Raw genomic sequence first — 15,358 nt, 5'->3', positions numbered from 1 at the left:
GGATCGTTGTACGGGTGAGGAAGGGAGATCCACCATGCCGAAACAGGGACCTGCGCAGCAGCCCACGACCGAGCTCGACGCCCGCTACAGCTCCGCACTCAACCCACGCCCGGGTGACGCCGACGTCACCGCCACCGAATGGGCCGAGGCCCAGCGGCAGTTGGAGGCCGCCGAGATCTTCTGGGTGTCGACGGTGCGCCCCGACGGTCGCCTGCACGTCACTCCGGTGATCGCCGCCTGGCACGACGGGGTGCTGTACTTCTCCACCGGCCCGGGCGAGCAGAAGGCGAGGAACCTCGCTCATGACGGGCACTGCGCGCTGACCACCGGCCGGAACTCGCTCACCGAAGGGCTCGACGTCGTGGTCGAGGGCAAGGCGGAGCCGGTCGCCGATCCGGCGGTGCTGGAGGAGGTGATCGCGGCATACGAGGCGAAGTACGGGGCGCACATCACCTCCCCCGAGGGCACTTTCAACGGGATCGGGGACGCGTTCCGGAAGGGGGACGCGATGGTGTTCGCGGTGTCCCCGGCCACGGCGTACGGCTTCGGCCGGGACGACGGGGTCTACTCCCACACGCGCTGGGCGTTCTGAACAGCAGTCCCCCGCCCGCAATCCAATCGCCTCCACGTCGATGCTCCCGTAGGGTGCGCGGGTTGTCGTGGCGGAGGCGGAGAGGCGGTTCGGACTGTGGCACCCGGAACAGTGGCGCGGGATCAGTTGACCGGGGCAGTGCGGGCCGCGCTGGGTGGCGGGCGTCGGCTGGAGGCGGTGGAGCGCGTCGCGGGCGGTAGCAAGAAGGGCGTCTACCGCCTGGTGATGGACGACGCGACCACGGCGATCGCCTACCTGTGGGACGACGCCGAGAACTACTGGCCGGCGGCCGAGGGGGACGACGACCTCACCGACCCGTTCTCCCCCGGTCTCGGGCTCGACCTGTTCGAGGCCGCACACGCGCGGCTGGACGCGCTGGGCGTCCGCGTCCCGGCGATCCGTCTCCTCGACCGCGACGGCACTCACTGCCCGGGCGACCTCGCGATCGTCGAGGACCTCCAGGGCGAGAACCTGGAGGAACTGCTCGCACGTGACCCCCGCGCGGCCGACCCGGTCATGGTCCGGCTCGGGGAGGCGCTGGAGTCGATGCGGCACCATCGAGCTCCCGCGTACGGCAAGGTGGCCGTGGTCGACGGGGGAGGCACATCGCGCGGGACGTCGGGCGAGGGGGTCGTCCTGGACCGTGCGCTACGCGACCTCGCCGAGGCGGCATCGCGTGATCCCCGGATCGCGCGGGCGCGCGAACGGCTCGAGGAGCGGTTGCTGAGTCTTGCGGCGGCGGTACGGCCGCGCGCGGAGTACGCGGTCGTGCACGGCGAACTGGGGCCGGATCACGTGCTGGTGGACGCGGGCGGGAACCCGGTGGTGATCGACATCGAGGGCTTGATGTATTTCGATGTCGAGTGGGAGCACGCCTTCCTGCGGATCCGCCTGCACGACGCCTATCAGCCACTGCGGGTGGACGGACTCGACGAGGACCGGCTCGCGCTCTACATGCTGGCCCAGCGGCTCTCACTGACGGCGGGCCCGCTGAGGCTGCTCGACGGGGACTTCCCCGACCGGGCGTTCATGGCGTCCATCGCCGAACACAACCTGAACAAGGCGCTGGAGCTGGTCCACGCCTGAGCGCCTCTGTCCACAGAGCCAAAGCGAGAGCAGCCCAATCGGAGTGCGCCCGAGGTCAGTGAGCCCGTCGAGCCCCACGGATCTTGGAAGGCTGGGAACGCAGAGCCGCCAGCCGGTCTTGATCACTGGCTTCGGACAGGCTCTCGCCGAGGGCCAGGAGCGACAAGAGCTGTACGGGACGCCCTACGGATGCCGCTGCCTCCAGCTTGTGGTGGCCGTCGAGCAGGAAATGGGTCAGCCCCCAGTGCGTGTAGTAGTCGGTCGACCGGTCCATCGCGGGCTGGCAGACATCCAGGGTCGACACGGCCACGGCCGTCGGCACCGTGCCCCGCTCCATCTGCTCGGCGTACTCCTCGACCCGCTCCCGCTCGTTCCACGTCGGGGGCACCATGGGCACGACGAACTCGTAGAGATGGGCTTCGTCATCGACCACGGTCTCGAACGTGCGGTAGTACGGCGTGTGCGGGTACTCCGGGAGTCCCCAGAACGCGTCGAGGCCCCACGTGGCCACCTGTTCTTGGCTGAAGTAGTCACCCTCCTGGCCCGGAACGACCAGGCGTGGCTCGACGCTGAACAGCAAGGGCAGGTAGTCGCCTTCCGGCAGCAGAGTGCCGAACGCGTCGAGCACACCGTCATCCAGGTCCGGGAGCTGCCCGGCGAGGCGGTCCTGAGCACCCGCCAACGACAGCGATTCATTGGCACCCTCGAGCCGCCGGAACAGGAACTGGCATGACCCACACCAGAAGCTGAGCTCAAAGGCAGGCTTTCCGTCGACCGCGAGCACCCTGCGCCCCGGCCCGGACCCCGACTCCTGTGGCTCCGCCTCGAACCGCAGCCTCGCCTCGGGCCCGGCCACTCCGAGCCTGCGCGGGTCACCCACCGTGATGTTCATGGTCGTGACCGTACGAGACCCCACCACCCCGCACAAAACCGTTTCCGGCGTCGAGCCGGTGCCACATCCATGCGACCCCTACCGGTGGCGCGTGAACGTGAGTCTCGCTTGCACCTCCCTCGGCTCCGGAGGCCTGAGCCACGGGCGTGTCGGGAGCGTCGGCAATCTGCCGTGGTTGAGAGCGAATTCGGGCAGGGAGACCCCGAACCTCGTCGCTATCGCCTCCAGCGCTCGACTCTCGTCCGAGAGGTCTGTCGCGGGGCCGGCCGGGTCCGGGAACAGGTGATCCGGGTAGAGCTCGGCGGGGATGTCGCCTGTCTGGTGGCGCTCCGCCTCCTGCACCGTGAAGGCGTACCGCTGCTGCCCGTCCTCGGCGAAGGCGAGGTGGAACAGGCCCGGCTCCCACCAGACCGTGAGGGCCCGGGTGCCGCGCGACAGCTCGGTGCCGGGGTGGGTCAGACGGGTGCGGTCGAAGCCTGGCCATCGGGCCGATTCGAAGGCGAAGCTCCAGCCGTCGACAGCGCCGAGACGGGCGACGGGGCCGCGGCGCTCGTGCTGCCGAGAGAACGGGAGATCCCAGGAGTCCCACTCGCTCTCCATCGGCTCCAACGGGCCCGTGCCGAACCGCTTCGCCAGCTCTTCGGGGCGTATGCCCTCCACCAATACGAAACGGTACGCGTCTCTGCGCAGCTCAACCCTGGGTTGGTGATGCGTCAGCCACGCGAGCCCGTCGCGAGCCGCCTCCCCCTCGACGGCTGCCGGCGCGGGCATCACCCCCTCCTGACCGGCGCGGGGTGTCATCAGCAGCTGCCGGCCCCGCTCCGGTGTGACGAGCGGTCCGAGCAGCGGGTCCCCGAGCAGGCCGAACGGCGCCACGTGGTCCTCCCCGTACGGCTCCCACTGCGGTACCGCCGCCGCGAGCACCCGCCACGCGCGGTCCGTGTCACCCCAGCGCGCCAGTTCCCTGGCCTCCCCGACCGCGCGCCCGAAGGGGCCGGGCGAGGTGTACTGGTACTTGCGCTGCCTGATCTCCTCCAGGACGACACCGGCCCTCTCCCGGTCCGACGCGTAGTCCTCCGTCGCCGGGCCGAGTACGAAGGTGTCGTCTCTGCGGTGTTCGCGCAGGTGATCGCGCACCTTCAGGGGCAGCACCTCGCCCGCGTACAGCGGATCGTCCATGCGTGGGTCGACCGGCACCCAGCCGCGCCCGTCGAGCAGCGCCCGCAGCTGGGCGGCCAGCAGGACCGCCCGCGGTCTGCCGAGGTCCCCCGCCTCACGGAAGACGGCGAGCGCCTCGTCCAACTCGCCTCTCAGGCAAGCAAGTCGGGCCTCCTCCACCTTGGCGTCGAGTTCACGCGTCACCACGTTCTCGAAGCCTGAGTGGCCGCCGGCCAGGCGGTAGAACTCCTTGTACATGTCCTCCATGAACGCGCGGAACGAGTCGTACCGCTCCGGGTATTCACCACCCCACCCGTGGTACACGTACACCGCCCACTCCCCGTCGGCGCCCACATCGCCCGGGTCGAGCAGCACATCCGTCATATCCGAGTCGAGCGACAACTGCAGCGCCCGGCCCCACATCCCGGCCCTGAGCACTTCTTCCTCGGCCGAGTCCTGGTCGAGTTGCTCCTCGTACATCGGCTGAAGGCCGTACGGATCTCCGTACGGCGCGACGCGATCCACCCCCGCCAGCAGATGGACGAAGCCGCCGGCATGGCGCCAGCCGTCCGACGTCTCGAGGAAGGAGCGGAAGGACGGCGGAAGTGGAACCTCTGTCCCCAGCCCTCGGAGCCGCTCCTCCAGAGCCACCAGCCGCGCCGGACCGGCCGGGTCGAACCCCAGCCAGCGGCGCCGGACGATCTCCTCGTCCAGCTCCTCGAACTCCTCCGGCTCCTCCGCGGCCGTCCCTTCCAGCCATTCCTCGCTCCACCGCTTGAGCAGCGGCCCCCATTCGAAGATCTCCATGCGCGCCATCGTGGCACCCGCCACTGACAGCCGGTCATGGTCGCCCTGCGGGACGGGGCTTCACCGCCGCGCGCGTCCCGTACGGCGCCCTCGCAAGGGCCTGGTTCTCGCGACGGAATACCCGCCGGTGTGTTCACCGTTCTCTTTCCCGACCGGCGTTGAAGACTGCATCTCGACCTGCTCGACGTGATCGACATACACGAGGAGACGCTATGCCCCTTCCGCTCGACGAGCGCGAGGCGTTCCTGACCGAACCCCACATCGCCGCCCTGGCCGTCGCACGTGCACAGCCCGGCCGTGCGCCCCTGACGGTCCCGATCTGGTACTGGTACGAGCCGGGCGGCGCCTTCTGGTTCATGACCGGCCGGGATTCCGCCAAGGCGAAGGCCATCAGGGCCGCCGGCCGTGTCTCGCTCATGGTCGAACACCTCGAACCCACGGTCCGCTATGTGACCGTGGAGGGTTCGGTGACGTCGGAAGTCACGTCCACCGTCCAGGAGTTGACCGATCTCGCGGCCCGCTATCTGCCCGCCGACAAGGTCGAGGGATACGTGAAGGCGGCCACCGCCGAGCATGGCGCGCAGGTCACCTTCCATCTCCGCCCCGAGCACTGGCTGTCGGCCGACCTCGGCTCCGTCTGACACCTACGAGCGGCGACGCGGACGCCGCCGAAAAACAAGGCCCGCGCGGTCGTGGCACCACCGCGCGGGCCGTTGCGTTCCTGCGCGCCCAGATGTCCTGCACGAGCTGGTGCGCCGTACCGGGACGGCGGCCGCGGTCTTCGACAGCGCGGGCGGGGTCATCACCTCCGGCTCCGCGGGCGACGACGCCGAGGTGCCGTACAGGCCTGCCCCGCTCGGAGGTATCAGTTCACAGATCATCGTGCGCGGGGTCCACGCGGCCACGCTCACCCTCCGACTGCCGGCCGATGGTTCGGCGCACCCCGGGCGCTGCCCCTCCATCTCACCCTGCGGCTACGGCATCACCTGGGTTGAGCGATGCGCGCAGCCGTCAGCCGTCAGCCGTCAGCCGTCAGCCGTCAGCCGAAGACGTCGTACGAACGTCGGTAGATCCCGTCCGTGTGCTCGCGAATGTCCCGGTACACCTCGCCGAGGCGCCGGTACAGGTCGTGGTTGGCCTGGTCGGGTGTGAACTCCGCGCCGGGGCGGACCATCGCGTCGATCGCCTCGTCGAACGTCTTGTACGCGCCGAGTCCGACCGCCGCGCAGATCGCGGAGCCGAGCCCCGCCGCGTTGTTGACCTCGGCACGGTGGGCCGGGATGCCGAAGACGTCGGCGTAGATCTGCATCATGAGGTCGGAGCCGGAGCCGCCGCCGGAGATGACGGTGTGCCGGTAGGTGGTGCCGAGTTCGGTGGCCATGTGGGTGCCGGTGGCGTGGATGGACAGGGCGAGCGCTTCGAGGATCGAGCGGTACATGTGGAAGCGGCCCTGGCGGCCGTCGAAGCCGAGGATCGTGCCCTTGCGGTACGGGGCGTCGGTGGGCGCCAGCCAGTCGAGCACCGTCATCAGGCCGTCGCAGCCCGGCGGGACCTTCGCGGCCTCGGCGTTCAGGTAGTCCTCGACGGACAGGCCGGCGGCGCGCGCTGACGCCACCGCCTCCTCGCCGAGCAGGTCGCGCAGCCAGCTCACCGTCCACATGCCGCGGCGCACGCCGAAGCTCTCGTAGAGGTAGGAGTGCGGCATACAGGCGTAGTTGGTCCAGAAGTCGGAAGCGTCGGGCACGTTCCTGTCGCCGACGGTCATGCCGGCCACGTAGGTGCCGAGGGAAATCAGGAGCGTGTCACCGGCGCGCAGTCCGCAGCCCAGGGCCTCAACTGCCTTGTCGTTGGCGGTGGCTACGACGGGCAGGCCCTCGGGGATGCCGGTGTGGCGGGCCGCGGCGGCGGTCACCGTGCCGAGGACGTCGCCCGGCATCACCAGGTCGAAGAGCATCTCGCGCGGGATGCCGGACTTGGCGAGAACGGTGTCGTCTGTCGTCCACTGCCAGGTGCCGGAGTCCAACGGCCATGAATCGCCCGCATAGTTGGCGGCGGTGTCCTGGAAGACGCCGGTCATGCGGTGGCTGATGTAGCCGGAGGACGTGGTGACGTACCGCGCCTCGGGGAGGGTGTGCTCGTAGGGGCGCGAGACCCGTGCGTCCATCCAGCTCATCACCGGCTGGGCGAGTGTGCCGTCGGCCTTGAGGACGGCCCGGCAGAAGCGGATCGTGCACAGGCCGACGCCGACGATGTCGGCCACGTCGCCGGGGAACGCGGCCATGGCCTGCCGGCTGGCCTCTCCGATCGACGTCCACAGGTCGTCGTCCGGGTGTTCCACGACGCCGGGGCGCGGGGTGGCGTACGGACGCAGGCTCTGCCGTCCCTCGCAGACGGCCCGGCCGTGTTCGTCGAAAACGGTCACCTTCGAGCTCTGGGAGCCGTTGTCGATGCCGATGAAGTAGCGAGTCATGGCCCACTCCGGGGTGCGAGAGAGGAGGGGGCCGCCGGGCAACGGCAGCCCCCTGTACGACAGTTGGGGATCAGGCGTCGAGCGGGAAGATCGTTCCCTTGTTCATGATCCCGTTCGGGTCGAACGCCTCCTTGAGCTTGGCCAGCATGTGGTAGGCGCTGCCGTGCTCCTGCTTCGTCCACGCGGTGCGGTACTTGCCGACGCCGTGGTGGTGGACCATCGAGCCACCGACGCGCAGCGCCTCCTCGACGATGATCGCGTTGAGCGGCACGTGGTACTTGTGGATCTCCTCCTCCGGCTCACAGTTGATCTTGTAGTCGTAGACGAAGTAGAGGTTCGTACCCGTCTGGTAGCTGTGCGAGGAGTGGGCGCCGAGGAGGGTGAGGTCGTCGGCGTGCGGGTACTCGGTCCGGATGCGGTTCATGACCGCGCCGTACAGCTCGGTGACCTTCGACCAGTCGCAGGAGACCTCGGTGGTGTAGCCGAGCTCGGCCTTGGCGCGCATGACCTCCTTCTCCGCCTCGATCTTGTCCGGGCCCCAGTTGAGGTTGTCGAACCACGCCTCGATGAGCTTCGGGTCGACCTTCTCGTGCGCGTGCTGCGCGGCGACGCGCTCGATCTCCTCGCTGGTGGCGCGCACGATGCCCTTGGGGCCCTCGGCGACGAAGACGACGACGCACTTGCCCTTCGAGAAGTGCGAGAAGTGCTGGCCGGCGTCCTCGGGCGAGTAGACGCGCACGACGGACGGCTTGAAGCCGCCGACGACGACCTCGCGGATGATGGCGGTGCCGGTCGCCATGTCGTCGACGAGGAAGCCGTGGAACTCGTTGTTCTCCGGCTGGTACTTGAAGATCTTCACCGTGACCTCGGTGATGTAGCACAGGGCGCCCTCGTTGCCGATGACGATGTGCCGGATGTCCGGGCCGGTCGCACGGCGCGGGACGTTCTTGATACGGCTGACGGTGCCGTCGGGGAAGACCGCCTCCAGGCCGACGACCATGTCCTCGATCGCGCCGTACAGCGTGGAGAACTGGCCGATCGAGCGCGTCGAGACGAGCCCGCCCATCTGCGCGAGCGGCTTGGACTGCGGGGAGTGTCCGGTCGTGTAGCCCTTGGCGCGCAGCGCGTCCTCAAGGACCTGAAGCTGGACACCGCACCCGGCGGTGACCTGCATGTTCTCTTCGTCGATCTTGATGATCTCGTCGAGGCCCGAGCCGTCGAGGACGATCGTGTCGGTGACGGCCGTCTCCAGGCCGCCCTCGGTGCCGGTGCGGCCGGTGCGGGCCACGATGTTGATGCGGTTCTCGTCGGCGAACGCGAGCACCTTCGACACGTCGTCCACGCTGCTGGCGTTGACGATCGCGGCCGGCGGCGGGGCGTCATAGATGCCGTGCACCGCCTGGTACTTCTTGAAGCGGTCGACGCTCGCCTCGCGCAGCTGCTGCTCGTCGGTGACGACCGCGCCCGCGCCGACCAGGGAGGTGAGGCGGTCGACGATCTCTTCTCGGTTCAGCTTCGATGCGGACTGCACCATGTGGATCAACCTTCTTTGTACGTGTGTGTACGTGTGGGGGTGAGGGAGAAGTGGGTGTCGGGTCGGGGTCAGCGGACGAGATAGCCGCCGTCGACGGTCAGGACATGGCCGTTGACGTAGTCGGCGGCGCGGCTGGCGAGGAAGACGGTGGCACCCATGAGGTCGGCGACATCGCCCCAGCGGCCGGCCGGGATGTGGTCGAGGACGCGCTGGTTGGTCTCGGGGTCGGCGCGCGTGGCCTCGGTGATCCTGGTGGCGAAGTAGCCCGGGGCGATCGCGTTGACCTGGATGTTGTGCTGGGCGAGTTCGTCGCAGTACGCCTTGGTGAAGCCGGCGATGCCGTGCTTGGTGGCGGCGTACGCGGGAGACATCTGGCCGCCCAGGAAGGAGAACAGCGAGGCGATGTTGATGATCTTCCCGGAGCGCTGCGGGATCATGAACTTCGTTGCCTCGTGGGCGAGTTCGAAGGGGGCGGTGAGGTTCACGGCCAGCATCGGGTCCCACTCGGCACGGTCGAACTCCTCGACGGAGGCGAGATTGCAGATGCCCGCCGAGTTCACGAGGATGTCGACCGACCCGAGGGTGTCCACGCAAGTCTCGACGACCCGCCGGGGCACGCCCGCGCCGGTGATGTCGGCCTCGAGGAACTCCATGCGCCGGCCCTCGGCCTCGATCAGCTTGCGCGTCTCGCCGCCGTCGTCGGCGAGCGCCGGGACGAGGACGTTGGCGCCCGCCTTCGCGAGGGCGAGGGAGAACGCCTGACCGAGGCCGGTGTTGCCCCCGGTGACGATCGCGTTCTTCCCGTCGAGGGAGAAGAAGTCCCGGGAGAAGTCCGTGATGTCCATGTGATGCCTGCCGATCTTCTTACTCTTCGTGACTCTTTACGAATATTTACGATGCTTGTAAATCTTTGTATGGATACGTTCTACGCGCTCGGGGCGGTGAGCCGAAGGACCCGGCGATCACACCCCCGCAGGCACGCAGTCACTGACGGGAGCCGTGTCCCGGGCGGCCAGTTCACGCCTGCGGGTGCGGGCGGTGAGCGTCGTCATCACCAGACCAAGCAGTGCGGCCACGAGCAGGAAGACGAACAGCGCGCTGTAGCCGCCACCCTGTTGAGGCACCCTCGGGCTGGCCGAGGAGTCGCCGATCCACCAGGCGCACAGGGACGGCAGGAACGCATCCGGCAGATACGCGAGCCCGGACGCCAACCCGATGACTCCCCCGCGCTCCTGCTCCGGGACCTCCACCTCACCGACCGTGGACCAGTAGACGCCACGCGAGGCGAAGACCAGTGCGCACAGGACGAACATCATCACCAGCGCGAGCCAGGCGAGCGAGGCGGTGCGCGGCAGTACGAGGAAGAGGGCGGCGAGCACGGCGCTGCCGGCGAACATCCAGCGCAGGAACAACGCGCTGGAGCGGGTCACCTTGTCCACGACGACGCCGCCCGCGGGCCCGGCCACGAACTGGAAGACGTAGGACCGCACGACCCCGATGACGGCGATCATGGAGGCGGAGACGCCGTAGTTGTCCTGGAGCAGCGGCGAGAAGTAGCCGAGCGTCGTGTAGAAGCAGTACATCAGCATGGCGGTGCCGCCGATGAGCCAGGTGTAACGGTTGCGGGCCGCGGCGAGGAGCTGCTTGAGGGTGACGGTCGCCGAGTCGAGCCCGGCGAGCCTCGTCTTGTCCTCGCGGACGACGAACCACACGATCGCGGCGAAGACGAAGCTCAGCACGCCGTAGATCCGGATCAGCGCGAGGACACCGTGCGCGGGCACGACGGAGGCGGCGACGATCGCCGTCCCGACGAAGCCGATGGCCGTCGAGACGATGCCTCGGGTGCCTTCGAGGAAGCCGAAGAGCCGGCCCTGCTCGCCGGAGTCGCCGAGCATGCTGATCGACTTCACCAGCGCGGACCAGTACAGACCCATGCCGACGACAGCCATCGCGATGTGCGCCGCCACTACTCCCCAGAAGCCGGGAACGGTGGCGAGATAAATATCGGCGATTCCCATTCCGACGAGCGAAACAACGATGAGGAGTTTCGGCGAGAATTTGTCGGAGAACCAGCCGCCGAAGAAATACATGACGATGGCCACGGCACCGAATGCCGAGATGATGTTCCCGTACTGCTGCGAGCTGAGATTCAGCGCCGTATAGGTAGGTTCGAGGTACACGAACCTTATGTAGGCGACCTGGAAAATGATTCCGCCGGTCATGGAGAGCGCGAAGAAGCTCAGCCACTTCTGGGCCTTGTTCATCCGGATCACCGCAGCCACCTCGTCGTGGACAGGAAATGGGCACAAAAAAAGAACAGCAAACTCCGATGTTCGGAGGTTACTGTTCTCTGGTCTCTAGTAACTGTCCCGGCGCGAGGCCGGAACCCTTATTTGATTATCGCGCCCGTGTCCAGGACATGAACTCCGGGTGCGTTCGCCATGCTAGGCAGGGCCGATCGACAGTGTCAATAGAGTTCAGCGTCACATTCCCTTACATGGCCCAGACGTCACGATTCGACGAGGCGATGGCCGCGGCCCCCGCCTTCAGCGCGGCGAAAACGTCTTCGCGGTCACACACGAGCCCGCCCGCGATGAGGGGCACTTCGATGTCCTGGACGGCCCAGGAGATGACCCGCGGCATACAGCCCGGCAGGATCTCCACACAGTCCGCCTTGGACTGGCGGACCTGCGGCGCCAGATTGCGGTACGACTTCGAGTCGATGAGGAAGAACCGGTGCACGGCGAACAGGCCGACCTCGCGGGCGGCGCGCACCATGTGCGCCTTGGAGCTGAGAACCCCGTCGGCCGAGGTGTGCTCCTTCACGTACTGCACCACGATGTCCTTGCCGCTGAACCCTTCGAGCAGGTCCACGTTGACCAGGACGACCTTTCCGCTGTCCTTGAGCTGCTGCACGATCGCCGGGAGGTTCAGCAGCGACCCGTACAGCAGGAAGACGACCTTGCACTCCGAGTCCAGGACGGCGCGCAGCCCGTCGTCGTCGATGACACTGGCGATGACCGGATGGTCCTCGAGGAGGACCGGAAGTGACACGTCCACGAAAGACCTCCCATGGGATCGGCGGCCAATCTCCGCCGATCAGCGCCGCAGCGCAGGGTAACTTCCCGGCGCCGGGACCCGCCACCTCCCTCTGGACGGACCGGTGGGCAGCCGCGCCCGGCCGGCGGCCGGACGCGGTGCCCCTGTCAGGCCCTAACGAGCTCGTGCATGGTTGGCGGTGGCGCGTCGACAGCATGATCGTTGATCATGGTCTGTGTGGTGGGGATCCGGGCACGTGCAGCAATCATCCGAAGTCAGCGGATCACCGGGCTGACCCCCGAAGTGATTGCTGAACTCGTCGCCGAGATCGGCCCGTTGTGGCATGAGCGGCACCAGGCCGAGCTGGAGTCGCGGCCCCGTCGCCGGGCAGTGGGTGCCGGGGCCAAACACAAACTGGTCTTCATCGACCGACTGTTGGCGACCTTGGTCAGCCTGCGCCACGGCGCCACGCACGACGTCCTGGCCTGCTGGTTCGGTGTCGACCGCTCCACCATCACGCGTGCGATCGGTGAAATACGGCCGCTGCTCGCTGAACGGGGCTGCACCATCGCACCCGACATCCGACTTCGCACCCTCGCCGAGGTCATCGACCACCTCGGCGCCGACGGACAGACCGGCATCATCGACGGCACCGAGATCCGCGTCCGCCGCCCGGCCGCCGGGCGCAAGGACCGCGAGAAGTTCATCTCCGGCAAGAACAAGCAGAACGCCGTGAAGTCGATGGTCGTCACGGACGCCGAGGGGCGGTTGCTGTTCTGCAGCCCAGCCGAGCCTGCCAGCTGCGCGGACATCACCCACGCCAGGAAGTTGGGCCTGGTCAAGCTGTTGGCCAACGGGCCGGCCGTGGAAATCCTGGCCGACGCCGGCTACCAAGGACTGGGCGCCCAGACGGCCGGACGCGTGGTGACGCCACCGCACCGCAAGTTCAAGAAGAATCCGCCCGAGTGGTACGAGGAAATGCACGAGCGCCAGCGCAAAGCCCACTCTTCGCGCCGCATCCGAGTCGAGCACGGCATAGGCCATCTCAAGAACTGGCGGGCCCTCGCCCGACACCACGGCCGACGTGAGCACATGAGCGACATCATCCAAGGCGTCGCCGGACTCCTCTCCCACCAACAGAGCGCCACCCTGGGCAGCGGTACGCGAACGTGAACACGACGGCGAACCCACGGCCTTCGACACGCCACCGCCAACCATGCACGAGCTCGTTAGATGGCCGACCGGCCCGTCCCTGCTCAGGCGTTGGGGTCGAAGGGTATGCCGGCCGGCTCGGCCTTCTCGAGGTGGTAGTTGAAGTTGCCGTCCTTGAGGCCGAAGACCGCGCTGCCGAAGTCGGCCTGGCTGAGCTTCTCGCGCAGGCCCGCGGGGTAGCCGTTCCAGCCGACGAGGCTCGGGAACTGCCAGGTGTGACGGTGGTTCTCCGGCGGCTCGTCGTTGGCGGTCGCGGGGCGGAAGCAGTGCGTGCCCAGGCCGTCCTTGTGGTAGACGGCCTTGGGGTGGGTGCCGTCCCAGAGGATCTGGTCACGGCTGTAGACGTTGAAGTTGCCGTGGGCCGAGGTGGAGACGTACTTGGCCTCGTTGTCCTGCACCCACACCACGACGTGTTCCCAGTCGTTGCGGTGCCCGCCGAGACCGCTGCCCGCGACGGCCTGGTCCTTCTCGAAGTAGAGGCCGTAGATGATGGCGCACCAGCCGTTGTTGCACTTGGAGCGGGCGTATCCGTTGGTGCTGTCGAGGTCCCAGGAGTCGTGGCACTGACCGTTGACGGCCCCGGACGGGTTGAGGCCGGGGTTGATGGTGCCGTCGGGGCCGATGGCGGGCGTCGGGTAGCAGCCGTCACCGTCGTAGTCGTAGGCCGGCTGGAACGTCTGCTCCAGGCCGTCCGCGTTGGCGGGCAGCGCCGGGGGCGGGTCCGCGAGCGCGATGCCCGGGAAAACGATGACCAGCGCGACGGCGCTGCCGAGGGTGAATGCCGCTCTGCGGATCCGTGAGCTCTTCTTCACTGAGTCCTCCTGGGAAACCGTGGGGGTGTGGGACACGCGCGATCGAATATGGCATGCCCTCGTCATCATCCGTGCCTCAGTTGCCCAACGAACCCCGGCAATGTGGCGCAGTGATGAAGAGTCCGCGCTGTCGTCAACAGGCCCACAGGGGCTGGACGTTGACTGGGCGGGGGCGGCTACCAAAGCCAACTGGCCCACCACGGCTGTGCACTTGATCCGCGAGACGGAGGCCTTCGTTGGCCGAGACGGAGGCCTTCATTGGCATGGACCTGCCCATGATCCTTCGATACGCTCCCAGCGGGCATTTCCTGGGAGCGCTCCCAGGCTTTGCTGTTCCACCCCCACGAAGCTGGAACAACGAAGGGCCAACCCATGAGACGCACGAAACCCCTGCGCATCGCCCTGTCCGCATTACTCGTCGCCGGAGTGTCGGCCGGGTTCATGCCGGCCTCGGCCGGTGCCGCCACCCCCGCGGACGAGAAGGCACCGGCCTCCGGCGCCGTGCTCGCCGCGATGCAGCGCGACTTCGGCCTCACCAAGAGCCAGGCCGAGGCACGGCTGAGCGCGGAGAAAAAGGCCACGGCCGTCGAAGGAAAGGCGCGGCGGGCCGCCGGATCGTCCTACGGCGGCGCGTGGTTCACACCGGAGAGCGGCCGGCTGACCGTGGCCGTCACCGACCGGAACAAGGCCGCGGCCGTACGGTCGACGGGCGCCGAGGCCAAGCTGGTGAAGTACACGGCCAAGCAGCTCGACGCGGCCAAGGAGCACATCGACGCGCTCGAGGCCCCCAAGGGCGTGGCAAGTTGGCACGTCGATCCGCAGTCCAACCGGATCGTGATCGAGACCCTGGCCGGACGGCAGGGAGACAACGATGTCAAGCACTTCCTCGCGCAGGCCCGTGAGGAGGGTCCTGTCACCGTCGGGAAGACGGCCCACGCGCCCCGCACCCTCGCCGCCGGCACGGTGGGAGGGGATCCCTACTACACCGGCAACGTGCGCTGCTCGATCGGCTTCTCGGTGATCGGCGGATTCGTCACGGCCGGCCACTGCAGCGGCGCCGGCGCCGCCGTGAACGGCTGGGACGGTTCGTACATCGGCAACTTCCAGGGGTCGTCGTTCCCGGACAACGACTACGCCTGGGTCAACGTCGGCAGCGGCTGGTGGACCGTCCCCGTGGTTCTCGGCTGGGGCACCGTCCCCGACCAGCTGGTACGCGGCTCGGCCGAGGCCCCGATCGGCGCGTCCATCTGCCGCTCGGGCTCCACCTCGCACTGGCACTGCGGCAATGTGCTGGCCAAGAACGAGACCGTGAACTACAGCCAGGGCGCGGTGCACGAGATGACCAAGACGAACGTGTGCGCCGAACCGGGCGACTCGGGCGGCTCGTTCATCAGCGGTGACCAGGCCCAGGGAGTCACCTCGGGCGGCTGGGGCGACTGCTCCGGCGGCGGCGAGACCTGGTACCAGCCGATCAACGAGATCCTCAACAGGTACGGCCTGACCCTGAACACGGCCTGACCGGCGCACTGAGAGGAGACGGGCCCGGTACGGCGTCGAAGGCGCCGCCCGCCGTAGGGAGCCCGTCTCCTCCCCCGGTCCTCTTGCCTCAACTCACCGTCACCGGAGGTGAGATGACCTGTGGCGGCCTCACGCTGACAACTCTGCGCGACGACGTGGCCAGTGACATAATCGCGAGGTCCTTCACGGCCTGACCCAGGGGCACGCAGCGGTCCCGGTGAGTCGGTCGGCGATCTAG

At 68.1% G+C, this 15,358-nt stretch carries 13 protein-coding genes; 5 read left to right on the top strand and 8 right to left on the bottom strand.

The window, feature by feature from the left end; translation table 11 throughout:
- Positions 1–34 precede the first annotated feature (34 nt).
- Together AC07EJ_RS00655 and AC07EJ_RS00650 are read left to right on the top strand one after the other, a co-directional pair.
- Positions 35–592 (top strand): pyridoxamine 5'-phosphate oxidase family protein, encoded by a 558-nt coding sequence (locus tag AC07EJ_RS00655; protein ID WP_478883426.1) that lies wholly within the window; start codon positions 35–37, stop codon positions 590–592.
- Between the two features lie 126 nt (positions 593–718).
- A complete protein-coding gene (locus tag AC07EJ_RS00650) occupies positions 719–1,678 on the top strand; it encodes a phosphotransferase family protein (protein ID WP_478883425.1) in 960 nt (319 codons plus the stop codon).
- A 55-nt stretch (positions 1,679–1,733) separates the two neighbouring features.
- Here AC07EJ_RS00650 and AC07EJ_RS00645 read toward each other — a convergent pair whose 3' ends face one another.
- Both AC07EJ_RS00645 and AC07EJ_RS00640 read right to left on the bottom strand, forming a co-directional pair.
- Positions 1,734–2,570 carry a hypothetical protein gene (locus AC07EJ_RS00645; RefSeq protein WP_389478682.1) on the bottom strand — a complete coding sequence of 279 codons (837 nt, stop codon included), beginning with the start codon at positions 2,568–2,570 and terminating at the stop codon, positions 1,734–1,736.
- Between the two features lie 78 nt (positions 2,571–2,648).
- Entirely contained in the window at positions 2,649–4,535 is a 1,887-nt protein-coding gene (locus AC07EJ_RS00640; RefSeq protein ID WP_478883424.1) for an SMI1/KNR4 family protein, read from the bottom strand.
- 212 nt (positions 4,536–4,747) lie between these two features.
- Between AC07EJ_RS00640 and AC07EJ_RS00635 the strand changes: the two genes are divergently transcribed.
- Positions 4,748–5,176 carry a pyridoxamine 5'-phosphate oxidase family protein gene (locus tag AC07EJ_RS00635; protein WP_478883423.1) on the top strand — a complete coding sequence of 143 codons (429 nt, stop codon included), beginning with the start codon at positions 4,748–4,750 and terminating at the stop codon, positions 5,174–5,176.
- A 398-nt stretch (positions 5,177–5,574) separates the two neighbouring features.
- Here the strand turns inward: AC07EJ_RS00635 and AC07EJ_RS00630 are convergent, their stop codons facing one another.
- From AC07EJ_RS00630 to AC07EJ_RS00610, 5 genes are all read right to left on the bottom strand, one after another.
- Positions 5,575–7,005 (bottom strand): FGGY-family carbohydrate kinase, encoded by a 1,431-nt coding sequence (locus AC07EJ_RS00630; protein WP_389478678.1) that lies wholly within the window; start codon positions 7,003–7,005, stop codon positions 5,575–5,577.
- Positions 7,006–7,075: 70 nt separating this feature from the next.
- Positions 7,076–8,539 (bottom strand): FAD-binding oxidoreductase, encoded by a 1,464-nt coding sequence (locus tag AC07EJ_RS00625; protein ID WP_478883422.1) that lies wholly within the window; start codon positions 8,537–8,539, stop codon positions 7,076–7,078.
- A 68-nt stretch (positions 8,540–8,607) separates the two neighbouring features.
- On the bottom strand, positions 8,608–9,384 hold the full coding sequence (locus AC07EJ_RS00620; protein ID WP_389478675.1) for an SDR family oxidoreductase: 777 nt from the start codon (positions 9,382–9,384) through the stop codon (positions 8,608–8,610).
- Positions 9,385–9,501: 117 nt separating this feature from the next.
- Positions 9,502–10,803 carry an MFS transporter gene (locus tag AC07EJ_RS00615; RefSeq protein WP_389478673.1) on the bottom strand — a complete coding sequence of 434 codons (1,302 nt, stop codon included), beginning with the start codon at positions 10,801–10,803 and terminating at the stop codon, positions 9,502–9,504.
- A gap of 229 nt (positions 10,804–11,032) precedes the next feature.
- The gene (locus tag AC07EJ_RS00610; protein ID WP_389478671.1) at positions 11,033–11,599 is read right to left on the bottom strand and encodes a glycerol-3-phosphate responsive antiterminator; all 567 of its coding nucleotides are present in this window, start codon (positions 11,597–11,599) and stop codon (positions 11,033–11,035) included.
- A gap of 282 nt (positions 11,600–11,881) precedes the next feature.
- On the opposite strand from AC07EJ_RS00610, the gene AC07EJ_RS00605 reads away from it, so the two are divergent.
- Positions 11,882–12,751 (top strand): transposase family protein, encoded by an 870-nt coding sequence (locus tag AC07EJ_RS00605; RefSeq protein ID WP_393589731.1) that lies wholly within the window; start codon positions 11,882–11,884, stop codon positions 12,749–12,751.
- Positions 12,752–12,834: 83 nt separating this feature from the next.
- Here AC07EJ_RS00605 and AC07EJ_RS00600 read toward each other — a convergent pair whose 3' ends face one another.
- Positions 12,835–13,602: an NPP1 family protein gene (locus AC07EJ_RS00600; RefSeq protein WP_389486321.1), complete on the bottom strand. Its 768-nt coding sequence runs from the start codon at positions 13,600–13,602 to the stop codon at positions 12,835–12,837.
- Positions 13,603–13,974: 372 nt separating this feature from the next.
- Between AC07EJ_RS00600 and AC07EJ_RS00595 the strand changes: the two genes are divergently transcribed.
- Positions 13,975–15,120, top strand: coding sequence for a S1 family peptidase (locus AC07EJ_RS00595; protein WP_478883421.1), 1,146 nt, complete (start codon positions 13,975–13,977; stop codon positions 15,118–15,120).
- Positions 15,121–15,358 lie beyond the last annotated feature (238 nt).

Source organism: Streptomyces sp. NPDC045026 (assembly GCF_056432625.1).
This window is presented reverse-complemented; position numbering and strand designations above follow the sequence as displayed.

What these genes read in the sequence shown, in the direction of transcription:
- AC07EJ_RS00655 (WP_478883426.1), top strand. Translation starts at nt 35, where the DNA reads ATGCCGAAACAGGGACCTGCGCAGCAGCCCACGACCGAGCTCGACGCC.
- AC07EJ_RS00645 (WP_389478682.1), bottom strand. Translation starts at nt 2,570, where the DNA reads ATGAACATCACGGTGGGTGACCCGCGCAGGCTCGGAGTGGCCGGGCCC.
- AC07EJ_RS00640 (WP_478883424.1), bottom strand. Translation starts at nt 4,535, where the DNA reads ATGGAGATCTTCGAATGGGGGCCGCTGCTCAAGCGGTGGAGCGAGGAA.
- AC07EJ_RS00635 (WP_478883423.1), top strand. Translation starts at nt 4,748, where the DNA reads ATGCCCCTTCCGCTCGACGAGCGCGAGGCGTTCCTGACCGAACCCCAC.
- AC07EJ_RS00630 (WP_389478678.1), bottom strand. Translation starts at nt 7,005, where the DNA reads ATGACTCGCTACTTCATCGGCATCGACAACGGCTCCCAGAGCTCGAAG.
- AC07EJ_RS00625 (WP_478883422.1), bottom strand. Translation starts at nt 8,539, where the DNA reads ATGGTGCAGTCCGCATCGAAGCTGAACCGAGAAGAGATCGTCGACCGC.
- AC07EJ_RS00620 (WP_389478675.1), bottom strand. Translation starts at nt 9,384, where the DNA reads ATGGACATCACGGACTTCTCCCGGGACTTCTTCTCCCTCGACGGGAAG.
- AC07EJ_RS00615 (WP_389478673.1), bottom strand. Translation starts at nt 10,803, where the DNA reads ATGAACAAGGCCCAGAAGTGGCTGAGCTTCTTCGCGCTCTCCATGACC.
- AC07EJ_RS00595 (WP_478883421.1), top strand. Translation starts at nt 13,975, where the DNA reads ATGAGACGCACGAAACCCCTGCGCATCGCCCTGTCCGCATTACTCGTC.